Here is a 16,448-nt window from a genome sequence, read left to right on the forward strand (position 1 = left end):
TCATGCCTGATCGCGATGCGTACGACGCCGTCATCGTCGGCGGTGGTCACAACGGTCTCGTCGCCGCCGCCTACCTCGCCCGCGCCGGGCGGTCCGTGCTGCTTCTGGAGCGGCTCGGCGGGACCGGGGGCGCCGCCGTGTCCAGTCGGCCCTTCGCCGGGGTCGACGCGCGGCTGTCCCGGTACTCGTACCTCGTCAGCCTCCTTCCGAAGAAGATCGTCCGGGATCTCGACCTGGACTTCAGGGTGCGGACGCGCACCATCTCCTCGTACACCCCGACCGAGCGCGCGGGCCGCCCCACCGGCCTGCTGGTCGGGGGCGGCGAGGCCCGCACCCGGCAGGCCTTCGCGCGGCTCACCGGCGACAGCCGCGAGTACGAAGCCTGGCGGAACTTCTACGCCATGACCGGGCAGGTCGCCCGCCGCGTCTTCCCCACGCTCACCGAGCCCCTGCCCAGCCGCGACGAACTGCGCGACCGCGTCGACGACGCCACCGCCTGGCGCACCCTCTTCGAGGAGCCCATCGGCACGGCGATCGAGGAGCGCTTCGCCGACGACCTCGTACGCGGCATCGTCCTCACCGACGGCCTCATCGGCACCTTCGCCGACGCCCACGACCCGGCCCTGCGGCAGAACCGCTGCTTCCTCTACCACGTCATCGGCGGCGGCACCGGCGACTGGAACGTGCCCGTCGGCGGCATGGGCGCCCTCACCGGCGCCCTCGCCGACTCCGCTCGCATCGCGGGCGCACGGCTGCGCACGGGGTGCGAGGTGACGCGGATCGACACCGACGGGCGGCGCGGCGAGGTCACCTACCGGGAGGGCGACAGCGGCGAGCGGACCGTCGCCGCGCGCCACGTCCTCGTCAACGCCTCCCCGCAGGCCCTCGCCGCCCTCCTCGGCGAGGAGCCGCCCGCGCCCGCCGAAGGCGCCCAGTTCAAGGTCAACATGCTGCTCAAGCGGCTGCCGAGGCTGCGCGACACCTCCGTCGACCCACGGGACGCCTTCGCGGGGACCTTCCACATCGCCGAGGGGTACGAGGAGTTGGCGACGGCGTACGCCCAGGCCGCGGGCGGCGCCACGCCCGCGGTGCCGCCCTCCGAGATCTACTGCCACTCGCTCACCGACCCGACGATCCTCGCCCCCGACCTGGTCGAGCGCGGCTACCAGACCCTCACCCTCTTCGGCCTGCACACACCCGCCCGGCTCTTCGCACGGGACAACGACGCCGTACGCGCCGACCTCCTGAGGACGACGCTCGCCCAGCTCGACGCGCACCTCGCCGAGCCGATCGCCGACTGCCTCGCGCTGGACGCAGAGGGCCGCCCCTGCGTCGAGGCGAAGACCCCGCTCGACCTGGAACGGGACCTGCGGCTGCCCGGCGGCCACATCTTCCACGGCGACCTCGCCTTCCCCTATGCGGATGAGGGGAGCGGGCGTTGGGGCGTGGCGACCCGGCACGCGAACGTGCTGCTGTGCGGGGCGGGCGCCGTGCGCGGCGGAGGCGTCAGCGGCATCCCGGGGCACAACGCCGCCATGGCCGCTCTGGGCGAATAGCCGCTGGTGTACGGTCGGACGTCGATCACCGGCGCGAGCGACGAAAGGGGTGCCGCACGATGGCTTCCCGCCGAGGGGACCGAGGGGACGGCACGCCGACCTTCATCGAACAGGCCCGCCGCGGTCAGCTCATCGAGTGCACGATCGACCTGATCTCCTCCAAGGGCTACCCGGCGACGTCGCTCGCGGCGATCGCCGAGCGGGCGGGCCTGTCCAAGGCCGCGGTCCTCTACCACTTCGCGTCCAAGGACAACCTCGCCCGGGCCACCCTCGCGTACGTCGTCGAACGGTTCACCGCGTATGTGGACGAGAAGGTGGCCGCCGCGCCGGACCCGCGCGCGGCCGTCGTCGCCTACGTGCGGGCGATGATCGGCTACCAGCGGGACAACCGCCGTCACGTGCGCGTGATCACCGAGATGCTCCTCGACGACGCCGACGGCACCCGGCTCAAGAACCCCGGCGGCCATGACACGGCGGGCCGCTGGAACGCCCTCGCCGATCTCCTCGCCGCCGGTCAACGGGCGGGCGTGCTGCGGGAGTTCGACCCGCCGACGGTCGCCCTCGCCATCGGCGGCGCGATCGACGGGGTGGTCGCGCACTGGCTCGTCCACCCCGGCCTGGACCTGGACGCGGCGGCGGACGAACTGGAGAGGTTCACGCTGTACGCCATCGAGAGCCGCGACTGAACCTATCGGCCCGGCCAGCGCAGGAACCGTCGCTGGCCGTCCAGGAACCCGTCGGCGAAGAGCGCGCGAGGGGCGAAGAGCGCGGTGAGCGTGGTCCTCGTGCCGGACCGCTCGACGGACCGTTTGACCAGGGAGTGGGCCGCGTCCGGGTAATGCTCGACCGTCAGGGAGCCATGGCCCGCCAGCACCTTGCGGTAGACGCGTTCCGTGTCGGCGGTGTCCACGTTGAGGTCGTGCCCCGCGAGGACCAGCAGTACCGGTATGCCGCGCAGGGCCCGCAGATCCTCCGTGGCGTCCGCGCGGTAATTGCGGGAGATGAAGCCCCAGCGCGCGGCCGTCATGCCGCCGGCGTCACCGCCCCGCGCCCGCACGTACTCCTGGAAGGTCGCGCGGCGCCGCAGGAGCCGCCGGGTGGCGTCGCTCTCGGCCACCTCGGCGTCCACGCGGCTGCGGGACGCGCCGTCGGCCCGCAGTTGTGCGAGGAGGTGGTAGCGGCCCTGCCTGAGCCAGTTGACCGCGGGCGAGACGGCGACGACGAAGCTCACCGGTGTCTTCGCCGCGACCTTCGGCAGGACCCAGCCCGCCTGGCTGGCACCCCACAGTCCGATCCGCCGACCGTCGATGTCCGGCCGGGCGCGGGCCCACGCGATGGCGGCGGCCGCCTCGTCGGCCCGGTCGGCCATGGACTGCCCGAGCCAGTCGCCGGGAGCGCCCGCGACGCCGGGCTTGTGCCAGGAGAGGGAGGCGTATCCGGCCCGTGCGTTCGCCTCCCACATGGGCTTGTAGCCGTCCTCGTGGGTGGCGTCGACCGGCCCGTCGCCGTGGATGTACACGACGAGGCCGTGACGCGCGCGGCCGTCTCTGGGAGTGGTGAGCACGCCGTGCAGGGTGTGGCCACCCTGACGGATCGTCACCCGGCGCTCGTCCATGGCGTAGGAGTTCTGCCACACCACCACACCACCGAGCCCCGCGGTGAGGGCCAGGACGGTGACGAGCGACCACAGGGCGATGCGGAGTCTTCGCCGGTGGGGCTTGATCGATGGGCGCACGGGGCTTACCTCCGGGATGAGGGGCGACGGGACGACGGAAACTATCACTGTTCCCACGGTCGTACTAGAAGTGATAGTTTTGGATCCCGGCGGCGGCGCGCGTCGTGGGTGGCAGCGGGAGAGGGGTGGCGTCATGGAAGCCGACGCGGTGGACAGGAGCGGGCGCGCGGGGCCGGGTGGGGGCAGTGGATCCATCACGGTCCGGCGGGGCGTCCCGGCGGGCGCCGAACCGCGCGCGGCGGAGCTGTACTGGGAGGCCTTCGGCCGCAAACTCGGTCCGGCGCTGAACCCTCCGGAGAAGGCGGTGCCCTTCATCGCCGCCCACCTCGACCCCGATCGCGCGGTGTGCGCCCTGCTCGGCGGACGGCTCGTCGGCCTCGCCGGCTACCAGCTCGAAGGGCGCTCCCTCACCGGAGGCTCGGCCGGCGCCGTGCTGCGCGCGTACGGTCGCGTACGGGGCCTGCCCCGGCTCCTGCTCCTCGCCCTCTTCGAGCGACGCCCGGCCCCCGGTCAGCTCGTGATGGACGGCATCGCCGTGGACGCGCGGATGCGGGGCCGCGGGGTGGGCAGCCTGCTCCTCGACGAAGTGGCCGCCCTGGCGGCGGAGGCCGGCTGCCGGGAGATCAGACTGGACGTGATCGACACCAACCCGCGCGCCAGAGCCCTGTACGAGCGCCGCGGCTTCACGGCCGTACGGACCGAACGCACGCCCTACCTGCGCGGGCTGCTCGGCTTCGGGGCGGTGACCACCATGCGCCGCGCCCTCGGAGCGGGCGAAGCGGCGCGAGGGACGAGAGGAACCACGGAGCAGTGAGCGCCGAGAAGGACCGGGTCGAGGTCCCCACACGCATGCTCGTGCACGCGCTGATCCGCGAGGACGGCACCGTCGCCGCCGACGAGCTGTACGCCGTCGCCAACACCCTCGGCATGAGCGACCAGCAGGTCAGGCTCTGCGTCAAACGCCTGGTCACGGAGGGCCGGTTCACGCACGAGGGCCGCGGCCGCAAGGCGGAGCTGCGGGCGACCGCGGACACCGTGCGCGCCCTCGCCCCGAACGCCGACTTCCTGCGGCACGCCTTCCGGCAGGACGCCGGGAACGCACCCTGGGACGGCGTCTGGCACCTGGCCGCCTTCGCGGTCCCCGAATCCGCGCGCACGGCGAGGGACACCCTGCGCGAGACGCTCGTCCACCTCGGCGGCTCCCCGCTCCAAGGCGGGCTGTACGTCTGCGCCAACGCCTGGGAGCCGTACGTCGAGGACGCGGCCCGCCGCATGGAGGTGCACGACGCGCTCACCCTCCTCACCACGACGAACCTGTGCAGGGGCACCACACGTGACCCCGTCGAACTGGCCCGCGACCTCTGGCCCCTGCCGGAGATCGCCGATCGCTACCACCGCCTCACCCGGGTCGCCCGCCCGTGCCTGAAGCGGCTCACGGGCTCCGCCGCGCTCGCCCCGGCCGAACTCCTCACCATCGCCATCGAGTTGGCCGCCGAGCTCAGCCGCGCCATGGAACCCGATCCGCTCCTGCCGCCCGAACTGCTGCCCCGCCCCTGGCCCGGCACGCAGGCCAGGGAGCTGGTCGCCCGGTGCTGGGCGGCCCTGCGCGCCCGGGAGGAGGGCGGCTCCCGGCCGGCCGTCTTCCGCCTCTACGCCGACCTCACGCGGGAGGAGGCGGACCGGGTCACCGGCTGAGCGCGCGCCGGGCGAACTCCGGCGCGTGCTCCGGACGTACGCCCACGCCGCCGAGGTACCCCGCGACCGTCCGCAGCGGGGGCACCCGGCGCAGCATCCGCAGCGGCACCGGAAGCCGGTCGCCGCGCAGCGTTCCCGCCAGCGCCGGTCGCAGCAGCATCTCGTGCTCGGCGAGCTGCTGCTTCTGCGTCACCACCGTCGGGAACAGGCGCCGCTTCTGCACCCGCGCCAGATCGTGTACGCCGACCCGGCCCCGCCGCAGCGGCCCGGCGAGGATGCGAGCCGCGGCGACGGCGTCCTGCACGGCGAGGTTGACGCCGACGCCGCCGACCGGCGACATGGTGTGCGCGGCGTCGCCGATGCAGAGCAGGCCCGCCGTGTACCAGCGGGGCAGGCGGCCCATGGTGACCTCCAGGAGCTTCACGTCGTCCCAGGAGCGGATCCCCGCCGTCGTGGTGCGGTCCCAGCCGAGCAGCGCACCCAGCCGGTCGCGGAACCAGTCGATTCCATGGGCCCGCAGCTCGGCGTCGGTGCCCTTCTCGATGAGGTAGGAGGTCTGGTAGTACTCCCCGCGGTCCATGGTGGCGGCGATCTGGCCGTCGCGGACGGAGAGGAAGACGCGGCCGCTCTTGGTCGCGTCGGGCGGCGCGGGCACGCCGACCTGCCAGACGTCGATCGGCACGTCGTACGCGACCGGGGTGAGCCCTGCGGCGGCGCGGACCAGGGAGTGGCGGCCGTCGCAGGCCACGGTCAGATCGGCGGTGAGCTCGCTGGACGTGCCGTCGTCGCTGCGGTACCGCACACCGGTGACCTTGCCCGAGGCGTCGGTGAGCAGACCGGTCGCCGTCGTCCGCATCCGCAGCGTGAACGACGGCTCGGTGGCGGCCTCGCCCGCCAGCAGATCGAGGAAGTCCCACTGCGGGACCATCGCGATGTACTTGTGCCGGCCGGGAATGTGCCGCAGGTCCCCGGCGACGACCGTCGTGTCGTCGATGCGCATCCGCATCTCCCGGAGCTTGCGGGAGGGAAGGCGGGCGAAGCGCTCCCCGAGGCCGAGTTCGTCGAGCAGGCGCAGGGTCGACGGATGCACGGTGTCACCGCGGAAGTCCCGCAGGAAGTCGCCGTGTTTCTCCAGGACCGTCACCTGGATCCCCGCCCGGGCCAGCAGCAGACCGAGCATCAGACCGGCCGGGCCGCCGCCCACCACACAGCACGTCGTGCGTTCCATGTCGCTGTCCTTCCTCCGTTGATGCGGCCACCCTAACCGATCGGTCAGGAAGCTGACCAAGCGGTCAGGAATCCGACTGCACGGTCAGCCATTGGTCGCGAAAGAACCTGACACTGCATCAGAAAATCTCTTCCCTCGTCCGGGGCGCTGCGGCATCCTGCGGCCATGCAGACGGAGTTGAGCAAGAGACTGGGAGCCGAGCACGCCATCTTCGGTTTCACGCCCTTCCCCGCGGTGGCCGCCGCCATCAGCAGGGCGGGCGGGTTCGGGGTGCTCGGCGCGGTCCGCTACACGGCGCCGGACGAACTGGCCAGGGACCTCGACTGGATGCAGGAGCACGTCGACGGCCGGCCCTACGGCCTCGACGTCGTCATGCCCGCCAAGAAGGTCGAAGGCGTCACGGAGGCCGACGTCGAGGCGATGATCCCCGAAGGGCACCGGCAGTTCGTCGAGGACACCCTCGCCAAGCACGGAGTGCCCGAACTCGCCGAGGGCGAGGCGTCCGGCTGGCGCATCACAGGCTGGATGGAGCAGGTCGCCCGCGACCAGCTCGACGTCGCCTTCGACTACCCGATCGGACTCCTCGCCAACGCGCTCGGCTCACCCCCGGCCGACGTGATCGAGCGCGCCCACGCCCGGGGCGTCCTCGTCGCCGCCCTCGCCGGCAGCGCCCGCCACGCCCGCAAACACGCGGACGCCGGCATCGACGTCGTCGTGGCCCAGGGGTACGAGGCGGGCGGCCACACCGGCGAGATCGCCTCCATGGTGCTCACCCCCGAAGCCGTCGAGGCGGTCGCGCCGCTGCCGGTCCTCGCCGCCGGCGGCATCGGCAGCGGCGAGCAGATCGCGGCCGCGCTCGCGCTCGGCGCGCAGGGCGTCTGGCTCGGCTCCCTGTGGCTCACCACCACCGAGGCCGACCTGCACTCGCCCGCCCTCACCCGGAAACTGCTGGCCGCGGGCTCCGGGGACACGGTCCGCTCCCGCGCCCTGACCGGCAAACCGGCACGGCAGCTGCGTACGCGGTGGACCGACGCCTGGGACGACCCGCAGGGCCCGGGGCCGCTGCCGATGCCGCTCCAAGGGCTCCTCGTCGCCGAGGCCGTGTCCCGCATCCAGAAGTACGAGGTACAGGAGCTGCTCGGCACCCCGGTCGGACAGATCGTCGGCCGGATGAACAGCGAACGCAGCGTCCAGGCCGTCTTCGACGATCTGACCCGCGGCTTCGAACGGGCCCTCGACCGGGTCAACCGCATCGCGGGAAGGGGCGGTCAGTCGTGAGCACACCTCCCAATGGGTTCTGGGCGCAAGCCCACGCCGACCCCGGCCGTACCGTCCTGGTCGCCCCCGACGGCGCCGAGTGGACGGCCGGCCGACTGCACGGTGGCGTCAACCAGTTGGTGCACGGGCTGCGGGCGGCGGGCCTGGAGCGCGGTGACGCGTTCGCCGTCGTGCTGCCCAACGGCGTGGAGTTCTTCACCGCGTACCTGGCCGCCGCCCAGGCCGGGTTCTACCTCGTCCCCGTCAACCACCACCTGGTCGGCCCCGAGATCGCCTGGATCGTCGCCGACTCCGGGGCCAAGGTGCTCATCGCGCACGAGAGGTTCGCCGACGCGGCCGTCGCCGCGGCCGACGAGGCGGGCCTGCCGGCGACCCACCGCTACGCCGTCGGACACGTGCCCGGCTTCCGTCCCTACGCCCAACTCCTCGACGGTCAGCCAAAGTCCGCACCCGCCGACCGCACCCTCGGCTGGGTCATGAACTACACCTCCGGCACCACGGGCCGCCCACGCGGCATCCGCCGCCCCCTGTCCGGCAAGCTGCCCGAGGAGTCCTACCTCGGCGGCTTCCTCGGCATCTTCGGCATCAAGCCCTTCGACGGGAACGTCCACCTGGTCTGCTCACCGCTCTACCACACCGCCGTGCTCCAATTCGCGGGCGCCGCCCTGCACATCGGCCACCGGCTGGTCGTGATGGACAAGTGGACACCCGAGGAGATGCTCCGCCTCATCGACGCGCACCGCTGCACGCACACCCACATGGTGCCGACCCAGTTCCACCGCCTGCTCGCCCTGCCCGAGGCGACGAAGGCCGCGTACGACGTGTCCTCCATGCGGCACGCCATCCACGGCGCCGCTCCCTGCCCCGATCATGTGAAGCGGGCGATGATCGGCTGGTGGGGCGAGTGCGTCGAGGAGTACTACGCGGCCAGTGAGGGCGGCGGCGCCTTCGCCACCGCGCAGGACTGGCTGAAGAAGCCCGGCACGGTCGGAAAGGCGTGGCCCATCAGCGAGTTGGCGATCTTCGACGACGACGGGAACAAGCTGCTCCCCGGTGAGCTGGGCACCGTCTACATGAAGATGTCCACCGGCGGATTCTCGTACCACAAGGACGAGACGAAGACGAAGAGGAACCGCATCGGCGACTTCTTCACCGTCGGGGACCTCGGGCTCCTCGACGAGGACGGCTATCTCTTCCTGCGCGACCGCAAGATCGACATGATCATCTCGGGCGGGGTGAACATCTACCCCGCGGAGATCGAATCGGCGCTGCTGACCCACCCGGCGGTCGCCGACGCCGCGGCCTTCGGGATCCCGCACGACGACTGGGGCGAGGAGGTCAAGGCCGTCGTCGAGGTCGCCGAGGGCAGGGCCGCCGACGCCGCGCTCGCCGCCGAGATCCTCGCCCACTGCGAGCACCGGCTCGCCGCCTACAAACGCCCCAAGAGCGTCGACTTCATCGGGACGATGCCCCGCGACCCCAATGGCAAGCTGTACAAACGGCGGCTGCGCGACCCCTACTGGGAAGGGCGCGAGCGCCCCGTGTGAGCGGAGGCGGGCCGGGCCCCCGAGAGCCCGGTCCGCGACCTCAGCGGCGCTCGCGCACCCGCACCACCTTCAGCGCGGGATCGCGGTGGATGTCCTTCTCGCAGAAGCGTGACGTCACCCACCGCTCCTTCGCGTACAGCCGCGTCTGATCGCTGTAGTGGGGAGAGTTCGGGTCGGAGGACTGCGCGTACGTCAGCAGCGTCCGGGCCTTCGGGCAGCGGCTCTCACCCCAGCCGACCGCCTGAATGTGGCTCGAACCGTGCGCGACCTCGGTGTAACCGCCCTCCGCGTCCCAGACGGCCTCGATCTTGTTCCAGACGCCCAGGGACTCCGTGCCGCCGTGGACCGGCAGGCGCTTGCCGCCGCGTAGGACGTACTGGTGCTCGCCCAGCGGCGCGTCCAGGGCGATCCCGGCCCGCTCCAGCTCGGCCACCGCGTCGGCCAGCGCGGCCGTGAAGCCCGGCGCCGAGGTGTCCAGGGTGTGCGGGGTGCGCACCGGGTCGGCCGCCGAGAACGGCACCTTCCACAACCGCTCCTTCGGCACGGTCACCGTCAGCGTGCGCCAGAAGCGGTCGAAGAGGAGCGCGCCACGGCTGCCGGTGTCCATCCGGTGGTCCCAGCGCGCCAGCACCTCGCAGGCCTCGCGCACGTCGACGGCCTTGCCGTCAGTGCCCCACGCGGTGCCGCCGGGCAGGGCGGCGCAGGCCTTCGCCGTGTCGTCGGCCGCGAGGTCGGCCGCGGGCACCCGGTTCGCGAACTGCTGACGCCGGAGGTCCTCGACCGTCAGACCGCCCTTCTCCGCCATCCCGGCGACGTCCTCCACCCCGCCGCGGGTGCGCAGCGAACGCTGCGTGCCGATGGTGCCGAAGATCCGCTCGTAGCCGGTGATCGGCCGGTCGGCGTTGCTCAGCCAGGCGCTGTCGTTGGAGTTCACCACGTACGGGGCGTCCTTCAGCGTCGGCATCCTGGACGGCCCGAAGACGCCGGGCTGCACCGCGTCCTTGTCGGAGCCGAGCGCGCACGCGCCCCGCGAGCCGTCGAGCACGGCCACACCCGACGCCGGATAGGTGACCTTGCCGAGGGCGGTGCTGCAGCGCTCCGCGAGGTCGTCCGTGATGCGGGGGAGCACCTGCGACTGGGTGAGCAGCGAGTGACCGCGCCGGTCCGCCGCGACGGTGTTGACCCAGGGCAGCCCCTGCGTGTCGCGCAGCGACTTGAGCACGCCGGCCGTGGAACGGGCCTTGCCGAAACCGAGGTTGGTGTCGCTGCCGCGCAGGTTCACGGCGTTGGGGTCGTTCAGCGCGTACGCCGTGGTGGCGGACCAGGGCAGGGGCAGCTGCGGGCCGAGGCCGGTGACGACGGGGCCGTAGCGGGTCCACCACTGGGTGCGGGTGACCGGGGCGCCGTCCTTCACCGGCACCGTGACGGTCCGCTTCGTCATCTTGTGCGGCTTGCCGTCCACCAGGTAGTTGGTCGGGTCGGCCGGGTCCAGCGTGAGCTGGTGCAGGTTGAGGGTGACGCCGGTGGCGACGGTGTGGCTCCACGCGACGTCGCCGTTGAAGCCGATGTTGACCACGCTGGTGCCGAGCAATGAGCCGCCGGAGACGTTCAGTTCACCCGGGATGGTCTGCTGCGACTGCCAGAAGCGGCGCCCGCCCTGCCAGGGGTAGTGCGGGTTGCCGAGCAGCAGGCCCCTGCCGTTCGCGGTGGTCTTGCCGTGGAACGCGACGGCGTTGGACCCCATGTCGGCGTCCTGCGCGGAGAACAGCTCCCGGGCTGCCTCGGCCGTCTTGCGCGGATCGGCCGCACGGTTCCGGTCCCGGCCCGTGGCGCCCGGTGGCCGGGCCGCCGTGATGCCGTCGATGCCGCGCCCCTGCCCGCCGAGCACCTGCAGGGCGAAGCCCTGCCGCGCCACGTCCAGGGCGGTGATCGGGCGGACCCAGGCGGCCTTGGCGCAGGCCGGGTCCGTGATGCGGTTCTGCTTCAGCCAGGCGTTGTAGCCCGCGGCGAAGCCGCGCATCAGCTCCTTCACCTGACGGCTGGGTCCCGCCGGGGCGGGCCGGTCCAGGAGCTTCTCGACGGTGCGCGCGTCGCGTACGCCACGGAAGTACAGATCACTGCCGAGGTTCGTGGACGCCGACGACAGGGCGGAGCCGGGCGAGGCGTCGGGCCCGAAGTGACGGGAGCGTTCACCGCGTACGGTCAGATAGCCGTCGGCGAGCGTGCACACCTGGTCGGCGGCCTGCGCCCAGCCGGTGCCGAAGCCGAGGTTCGCGTAGTCCTTGGCCAGGATGTGCGGGATGCCGTACTGCGTGTAGCGGACGGTGGCGTGCAGACCGCCGCCCGAGGGCCCGGCGTCGCGCGCGCGGCCGCCGCGCTACGGCAGCAGGGCCGCGGCGGTCAGCAGGGTGACCGCGGCGGCGGCCAGTCGTCTCGTACGGGTACGCATGGTGCCTCCCAACTGCGCTGAGGGAAGGAGCGGTTGAGCGTACCAAGCGGTATGTCATCTGTGTCGTCCCTTGACCGGGCCGCCCAGGGGACCCAGGATCACGCCATGACGGGTGCACGTGACAACACGGTCGACGCGGTCCTCCGCCGCAGTGCCCGCCGCACACCGCGGCGCACGGCGCTCCGCTACGGCGAGCGGTCCTGGACGTATGAGGAACTCGACGACGCCGTCTCGCGCGCGGCCCGGGTCCTGCGCGACCACGGTCTCGCCCCCGGCGACCGGGTCGGCGCCTACGCCCACAACTCCGACGCCTATCTGATCGGCTTCCTCGCCTGCGCACGGGCGGGCCTCGTCCATGTGCCGGTCAACCAGAACCTGACCGGCGACGACCTCGCGTACATCGTCCGCCAGTCGGGCAGCTCACTCGTCCTCGCCGACCCCGGGCTCGCCGGCCGCCTCCCCGCCGGGGTGGCGGCCCTGCCCCTGCGCGACACGGACGACTCGCTGCTCACCCGGCTCGCCACGTCGGGGGCGTACGAGGGCGAGGGTCCCCGCGGCGACGATCTGGCGCAGCTGCTCTACACCTCGGGCACGACCGCGCAGCCGAAGGGCGCGATGATGTCGCACCGCGCCCTCGTCCACGAGTACGCGAGCGCGATCACCGCCCTTGACCTCAAGGAGAGCGACAAGCCCCTGCACTCGCTGCCGCTCTACCACTCGGCGCAGATGCACGTCTTCCTCCTGCCGTACCTGGCGGTCGGGGCCGAGAACACGATCCTCGACGCGCCCGACGCCGAGCGGATCTTCGACCTCGTCGAGGCGGGGCGCGCCGACAGTCTCTTCGCGCCGCCCACCGTCTGGATCGGCCTCTCCCACCACCCCGGCTTCGCCTCCCGCGACCTGACCGCCCTGCGCAAGGCGTACTACGGCGCGTCGATCATGCCGGTGCCGGTCCTGGAGCGGCTGCGGTCCCGGCTGCCGGGGCTCGGCTTCTACAACTGCTTCGGGCAGAGCGAGATCGGGCCGCTCGCCACCGTCCTCGGGCCCGACGAGCACGAGGGCCGCATGGACTCCTGCGGGAGGCCCGTCCTGTTCGTCGAGGCGCGCGTCGTCGACGAACAGGGGCGCGAGGTGCCGGACGGCACGCGCGGTGAAGTCGTCTACCGCTCACCGCAGTTGTGCGACGGTTACTGGGACAAGCCCGAGGAGAGCGCGGAGGCGTTCCGCGACGGCTGGTTCCACTCCGGGGACCTCGCCGTCCGCGACGCCGACGGCTACTTCACCGTCGTCGACCGCGTCAAGGACGTCATCAACTCCGGTGGCGTACTGGTCGCCTCACGCCAGGTCGAGGACGTGCTGTACGCGCACACGGGCGTCGCGGAGGCCGCGGTGATCGGACTGCCGGACGACCGCTGGATCGAGGCGGTCACCGCGGTCGTCGTCCGCAAGGACGAACAGCTCACAGAGGCCGCGCTCATCGCCCACGCACGCGAGCACCTCGCCCACTTCAAGGCACCGAAAAGGGTCCTCTTCGTGGACGAGCTGCCACGCAACGCGAGCGGAAAGATCCTCAAGCGGGAGCTGCGGGACCGCTTCGGCACGCCCTGAACGCCCTCACCCCGTACGTCGGCTCATGGTCACCCCGTACGCAGGTCCACGATCCGCTTGAACTTGCCCACCGAGCGCTCGATCGTCTCCGGGTCCACGATGTCCACGCCCACCGAGACGCCGATGCCGTCCTTCACCGCCGCCGCGATCTCCCGGGCCGCCGCCTCCCGCCGCTCGGGCTGGGTGTCCGCGCGTGCCTCCGCCCGGACGGTGAGGGCGTCCATGCGGCCCTCGCGGGTCAGGCGCAGCTGGAAGTGCGGGGCGACGCCCGCCGTGCGCAGGACGATCTCCTCGATCTGCGTCGGGAAGAGGTTGACGCCCCGCAGGATCACCATGTCGTCGCTGCGGCCGGTCACCTTCTCCATGCGCCGGAAGGTGCGGGCCGTGCCGGGCAGCAGGCGCGTCAAGTCCCTTGTCCGGTAACGGATCACGGGCATCGCCTCCTTGGTGAGCGACGTGAACACCAGCTCCCCGCGTTCGCCGTCCGGCAGCACCTCACCCGTGATCGGGTCCACGACCTCCGGATAGAAGTGGTCCTCCCAGATGTGCAGCCCGTCCTTGGTCTCCACGCACTCCTGGGCGACACCCGGGCCGATCACCTCCGAGAGCCCGTATATGTCGACCGCGTCGATCGCGAAGCGCTCCTCGATCTCGCGCCGCATCTCCTCCGTCCACGGCTCCGCGCCGAAGACGCCGACCCGCAGGGACGTCGTGCGCGGATCCACGCCCTGCCGCTCGAACTCCTCCAGGAGCGTGAGCATGTACGACGGGGTCACCATGATGATCTCGGGGCGGAAGTCCTGGATCAGCCGCACCTGACGCGCCGTCATTCCGCCGGACGCGGGGATCACCGTGCAGCCGAGCCGCTCGGCGCCGTAGTGGGCGCCGAGGCCGCCGGTGAACAGGCCGTATCCGTACGCCACATGCACCTTGTCGCCCGGCCTGCCGCCCGCGGCGCGGATCGACCGCGCCACCACGTCCGCCCACATGGACAGATCACGCTCGGTGTATCCGACGACCGTGGGGAGCCCGGTCGTGCCGCTGGAGGCGTGCAGCCGACGTACTTCGGACTGCTCGACCGCGAACATGCCGAACGGGTAGTTGGCCCGCAGGTCGTCCTTGGCGGTGAACGGGAAGCGCGCCAGGTCGGCGAGCGAGCGGCAGTCGTCGGGGCGCAGGCCCGCCTTGTCGAACGCCGCCCGGTAGAACGGGACGTTCTCGTACGCGTGCAGCAGGGTGTCCTGGAGGCGTTCCAGCTGGAGCGCCCCGAGCTCGCGGGGACCGAGCCGTTCCCCGGCGTCCAGCTGCGGCGGCATCCGCGTCATAAGGAGTTCTCCCGTCCCGAACGGGCGACCGATCATTCGGTCGTCGATCTTCCGTCGAGGTCAGTAATCCAGGCCCGGCGGTGGGCGTCAAGGGACCGCGCGCACCCGCTTCGAGCCGCGAAGGCCGGTCCGCGCCGGGTCCGTGGCGCATTGCCCGGGGCCGACCCGGGGTGTGATGATCACGCCCATGCCGACATTCAGCGCGTACGACGGGACGGAGCTCGCCTACCACGAGAAGGGGGAGGGCGCACCGCTGCTCTGTGTGCCGGGCGGCCCCATGCGTGCCTCCGCCTACCTCGGCGACCTCGGGGGTCTCGCCGCGCACCGTCGCCTGATCCTGCTCGACCTGTGCGGCACCGGCGACTCCGCGGTGCCGGACGACCCGGCGAGCTACCGCTGCGACCGGCTGGTCGACGACGTCGAGGCGTTGCGGGAGCACCTGGGGCTCGACCAGGTCGACCTGCTCGGGCACTCGGCATCGGGCAACATCGCCACGCTGTACGCGGCCCGCCACCCGAAGCGGATCCGCACGCTCGTCCTCATCACCCCGGCCACCCACTCCGTCGGCCTCACCGTCACCGGACAGGATCTCCGCGAGGCGGCGGCACTGCGCGCGGGCGAGCCCTGGTACCCGGCCGCCGAGGCCGCGCTGAAGGAGATCGAGGCCGGGCGCGACCCCGCGGAGGTGGGCGACGACCTCGCGCCCCTCGCCTACGGACGCTGGGACTCCACGGCGCAGGCGCACCGCGCGGCGAGCGCCACGGAGAAGAACGCGCGGGCGGCCGCCGCCTTCTACGGCGAGGGCGCCTTCGACCCGCCCGCGACCCGAGCGGCCCTGGCCGCCGTGGCGGCTCCGGTGCTCGTCCTCGCGGGGGAGTGGGACGGCGGCCCGAACCCCGCGCACGCCGAGGAGTTCGCGGGCCTCTTCCCCCACGGCATACGCCAAGTGCAGCCGCGCGGCGGGCACTTCCCGTGGCTGGACGACCCGGAGTGGTTCACGCGGCGGGTGGCGGGGTTCCTGGCGCAGGATTAGGGGCGGTGGCTCGGCCTCGCGGACACGGCCGGGCGGCGCCCACGTCGCCGAACAAGGACACCGTCTCCGACCAGAGTCGACCCTGCGTCTGCTCGCAGCGCCCGGGCACGCGTCGCACGGCGGCGGGAGCCGGGCAGGTCGCGCCCCGGGCCGGGAACCGGGCGTTCGCCAGCAACCACGCGGCCAGCCGGTCGATGTGACGGACCACCACTCCCAGCTTCGGCGTCGCGTCCTTGTCGTGCGGTACGGCGGCCGCCGGCCGGGCCCTGGCTCAGGGGTTCCGTCAGGGGCTCAGGAGTTCCGTCAGGCGTTCCAGGTCGTCGCGCACCGACTTCCTTTGCTCTTCCGTGAGACGGACCGATGTGGCCTTGTCCAGCATGTGCCGCGCTGTGGCGTCGTCATCAAGGCGGTACGCCACTTCGGCGCGCAGGAGCAGGAGTTGTGCCTCCTGGAGAGGCGTCGGCCGTTCGTCCTCCAAGGCCAGCGCCCGGTCGATGATCTTCGCGGCGCCGGCCGGGTCCTCGTGCGAGTGGGTGAAGACGGTGGCGAAGTGCAGGGCGCGCGCGAAGGTCTCCTTCGGCGCGGGCCGGTGGTGCTGGTTCTCGCTGGTCTTCTGGGCGATCCGGACGCAGTTGCCGCCCGGGTCGCTCATCAGGAACTGCCGCGTGCCGTACGACATGTCCTTGACGGGTCCGATGCGGGGCAGGCCCCGGCTCGGGATCCTGCCGTACGTGGCCTTGAGGCCGGCGCGGAACGCGGTGTGGAGGGTGTCCACGTCGTCCGTGATGACGCAGCAGCCGCTGTACGACTCGGTGGGGTCGTACCGCTTCATGCCGAAGAAGTGCAGTTCGATGGCGCCGTACTCGACCACCGCGTAGGGGTTCGGGCTCTTCTGCTGGAAGGTCACCTCGAAGCCGAGGGCGGTGTAGAAGTCGAGGACCGGTTGCAGACTCTGACAGGGGAGCATGGGGATCGTCTTCTCGACCATGCCGAG

General features: G+C 72.3%; 12 protein-coding genes and 1 pseudogene. 8 read left to right on the plus strand and 5 right to left on the minus strand.

The features are described 5' to 3' along the window. The first annotated feature begins 2 nt into the window (after positions 1 to 2). Positions 3 to 1,556 (plus strand): NAD(P)/FAD-dependent oxidoreductase, encoded by a 1,554-nt coding sequence (locus KKZ08_RS36865; protein ID WP_223778579.1) that lies wholly within the window; start codon positions 3 to 5, stop codon positions 1,554 to 1,556. A gap of 59 nt (positions 1,557 to 1,615) precedes the next feature. Continuing rightward, the gene (locus KKZ08_RS36870) at positions 1,616 to 2,242 is read left to right on the plus strand and encodes a TetR/AcrR family transcriptional regulator (RefSeq protein ID WP_223778580.1); all 627 of its coding nucleotides are present in this window, start codon (positions 1,616 to 1,618) and stop codon (positions 2,240 to 2,242) included. A gap of 2 nt (positions 2,243 to 2,244) precedes the next feature. On the opposite strand, the gene KKZ08_RS36875 is transcribed toward KKZ08_RS36870, so the two are convergent. Then, on the minus strand, positions 2,245 to 3,291 hold the full coding sequence (locus KKZ08_RS36875; protein ID WP_223778581.1) for an alpha/beta hydrolase: 1,047 nt from the start codon (positions 3,289 to 3,291) through the stop codon (positions 2,245 to 2,247). 133 nt (positions 3,292 to 3,424) lie between these two features. Between KKZ08_RS36875 and KKZ08_RS36880 the strand changes: the two genes are divergently transcribed. Together KKZ08_RS36880 and KKZ08_RS36885 are read left to right on the plus strand one after the other, a co-directional pair. Further along, complete coding sequence (locus KKZ08_RS36880; RefSeq protein ID WP_223778582.1) at positions 3,425 to 4,105, plus strand: GNAT family N-acetyltransferase; 681 nt, start codon at positions 3,425 to 3,427, stop codon at positions 4,103 to 4,105. A 35-nt stretch (positions 4,106 to 4,140) separates the two neighbouring features. Then, on the plus strand, positions 4,141 to 4,986 hold the full coding sequence (locus KKZ08_RS36885; RefSeq protein ID WP_223779340.1) for a PaaX family transcriptional regulator C-terminal domain-containing protein: 846 nt from the start codon (positions 4,141 to 4,143) through the stop codon (positions 4,984 to 4,986). Here the strand turns inward: KKZ08_RS36885 and KKZ08_RS36890 are convergent. Further along, positions 4,976 to 6,214 (minus strand): FAD-dependent oxidoreductase, encoded by a 1,239-nt coding sequence (locus KKZ08_RS36890; RefSeq protein ID WP_223778583.1) that lies wholly within the window; start codon positions 6,212 to 6,214, stop codon positions 4,976 to 4,978. The two genes, KKZ08_RS36885 and KKZ08_RS36890, sit on opposite strands and share 11 nt — an antisense overlap. 165 nt (positions 6,215 to 6,379) lie before the next feature. On the opposite strand from KKZ08_RS36890, the gene KKZ08_RS36895 reads away from it, so the two are divergent. Together KKZ08_RS36895 and KKZ08_RS36900 are read left to right on the plus strand one after the other, a co-directional pair. Then, entirely contained in the window at positions 6,380 to 7,492 is a 1,113-nt protein-coding gene (locus KKZ08_RS36895) for a nitronate monooxygenase family protein (RefSeq protein ID WP_223778584.1), read from the plus strand. After that, entirely contained in the window at positions 7,489 to 9,039 is a 1,551-nt protein-coding gene (locus tag KKZ08_RS36900) for an acyl-CoA synthetase (protein ID WP_223778585.1), read from the plus strand. The genes KKZ08_RS36895 and KKZ08_RS36900 overlap by 4 nt, the downstream gene beginning before the upstream one ends. Before the next feature lie 40 nt (positions 9,040 to 9,079). Here KKZ08_RS36900 and KKZ08_RS36905 read toward each other — a convergent pair. Beyond that, positions 9,080 to 11,488 (minus strand): annotated as a pseudogene (locus tag KKZ08_RS36905) (penicillin acylase family protein). A 105-nt stretch (positions 11,489 to 11,593) separates the two neighbouring features. On the opposite strand from KKZ08_RS36905, the gene KKZ08_RS36910 reads away from it, so the two are divergent. Further along, entirely contained in the window at positions 11,594 to 13,096 is a 1,503-nt protein-coding gene (locus KKZ08_RS36910; protein WP_223778586.1) for an acyl-CoA synthetase, read from the plus strand. Positions 13,097 to 13,125: 29 nt separating this feature from the next. Here the strand turns inward: KKZ08_RS36910 and paaK are convergent, their stop codons facing one another. Beyond that, complete coding sequence (gene paaK, locus KKZ08_RS36915) at positions 13,126 to 14,412, minus strand: phenylacetate--CoA ligase PaaK (RefSeq protein ID WP_223779341.1); 1,287 nt, start codon at positions 14,410 to 14,412, stop codon at positions 13,126 to 13,128. Positions 14,413 to 14,608: 196 nt separating this feature from the next. Between paaK and KKZ08_RS36920 the strand changes: the two genes are divergently transcribed. Beyond that, positions 14,609 to 15,454, plus strand: a complete 846-nt coding sequence (locus tag KKZ08_RS36920; RefSeq protein ID WP_223778587.1) for an alpha/beta hydrolase — start codon at positions 14,609 to 14,611, stop codon at positions 15,452 to 15,454. A gap of 283 nt (positions 15,455 to 15,737) precedes the next feature. Here the strand turns inward: KKZ08_RS36920 and KKZ08_RS36925 are convergent, their stop codons facing one another. After that, entirely contained in the window at positions 15,738 to 16,442 is a 705-nt protein-coding gene (locus tag KKZ08_RS36925) for a VOC family protein (protein WP_223778588.1), read from the minus strand. Positions 16,443 to 16,448: the final 6 nt, after the last annotated feature.

It is taken from the genome of Streptomyces sp. 135, from assembly GCF_020026305.1.
Taxonomy (GTDB): domain Bacteria; phylum Actinomycetota; class Actinomycetes; order Streptomycetales; family Streptomycetaceae; genus Streptomyces.

What these genes read in the sequence shown, in the direction of transcription:
- KKZ08_RS36890 (WP_223778583.1), bottom strand. Translation starts at nt 6,214, where the DNA reads ATGGAACGCACGACGTGCTGTGTGGTGGGCGGCGGCCCGGCCGGTCTG.
- paaK (WP_223779341.1), bottom strand. Translation starts at nt 14,412, where the DNA reads ATGCCGCCGCAGCTGGACGCCGGGGAACGGCTCGGTCCCCGCGAGCTC.
- KKZ08_RS36920 (WP_223778587.1), top strand. Translation starts at nt 14,609, where the DNA reads ATGCCGACATTCAGCGCGTACGACGGGACGGAGCTCGCCTACCACGAG.
- KKZ08_RS36925 (WP_223778588.1), bottom strand. Translation starts at nt 16,442, where the DNA reads ATGGTCGAGAAGACGATCCCCATGCTCCCCTGTCAGAGTCTGCAACCG.
- KKZ08_RS36865 (WP_223778579.1), top strand. Translation starts at nt 3, where the DNA reads ATGCCTGATCGCGATGCGTACGACGCCGTCATCGTCGGCGGTGGTCAC.
- KKZ08_RS36885 (WP_223779340.1), top strand. Translation starts at nt 4,141, where the DNA reads ATGCTCGTGCACGCGCTGATCCGCGAGGACGGCACCGTCGCCGCCGAC.
- KKZ08_RS36870 (WP_223778580.1), top strand. Translation starts at nt 1,616, where the DNA reads ATGGCTTCCCGCCGAGGGGACCGAGGGGACGGCACGCCGACCTTCATC.
- KKZ08_RS36895 (WP_223778584.1), top strand. Translation starts at nt 6,380, where the DNA reads ATGCAGACGGAGTTGAGCAAGAGACTGGGAGCCGAGCACGCCATCTTC.
- KKZ08_RS36880 (WP_223778582.1), top strand. Translation starts at nt 3,425, where the DNA reads ATGGAAGCCGACGCGGTGGACAGGAGCGGGCGCGCGGGGCCGGGTGGG.
- KKZ08_RS36910 (WP_223778586.1), top strand. Translation starts at nt 11,594, where the DNA reads ATGACGGGTGCACGTGACAACACGGTCGACGCGGTCCTCCGCCGCAGT.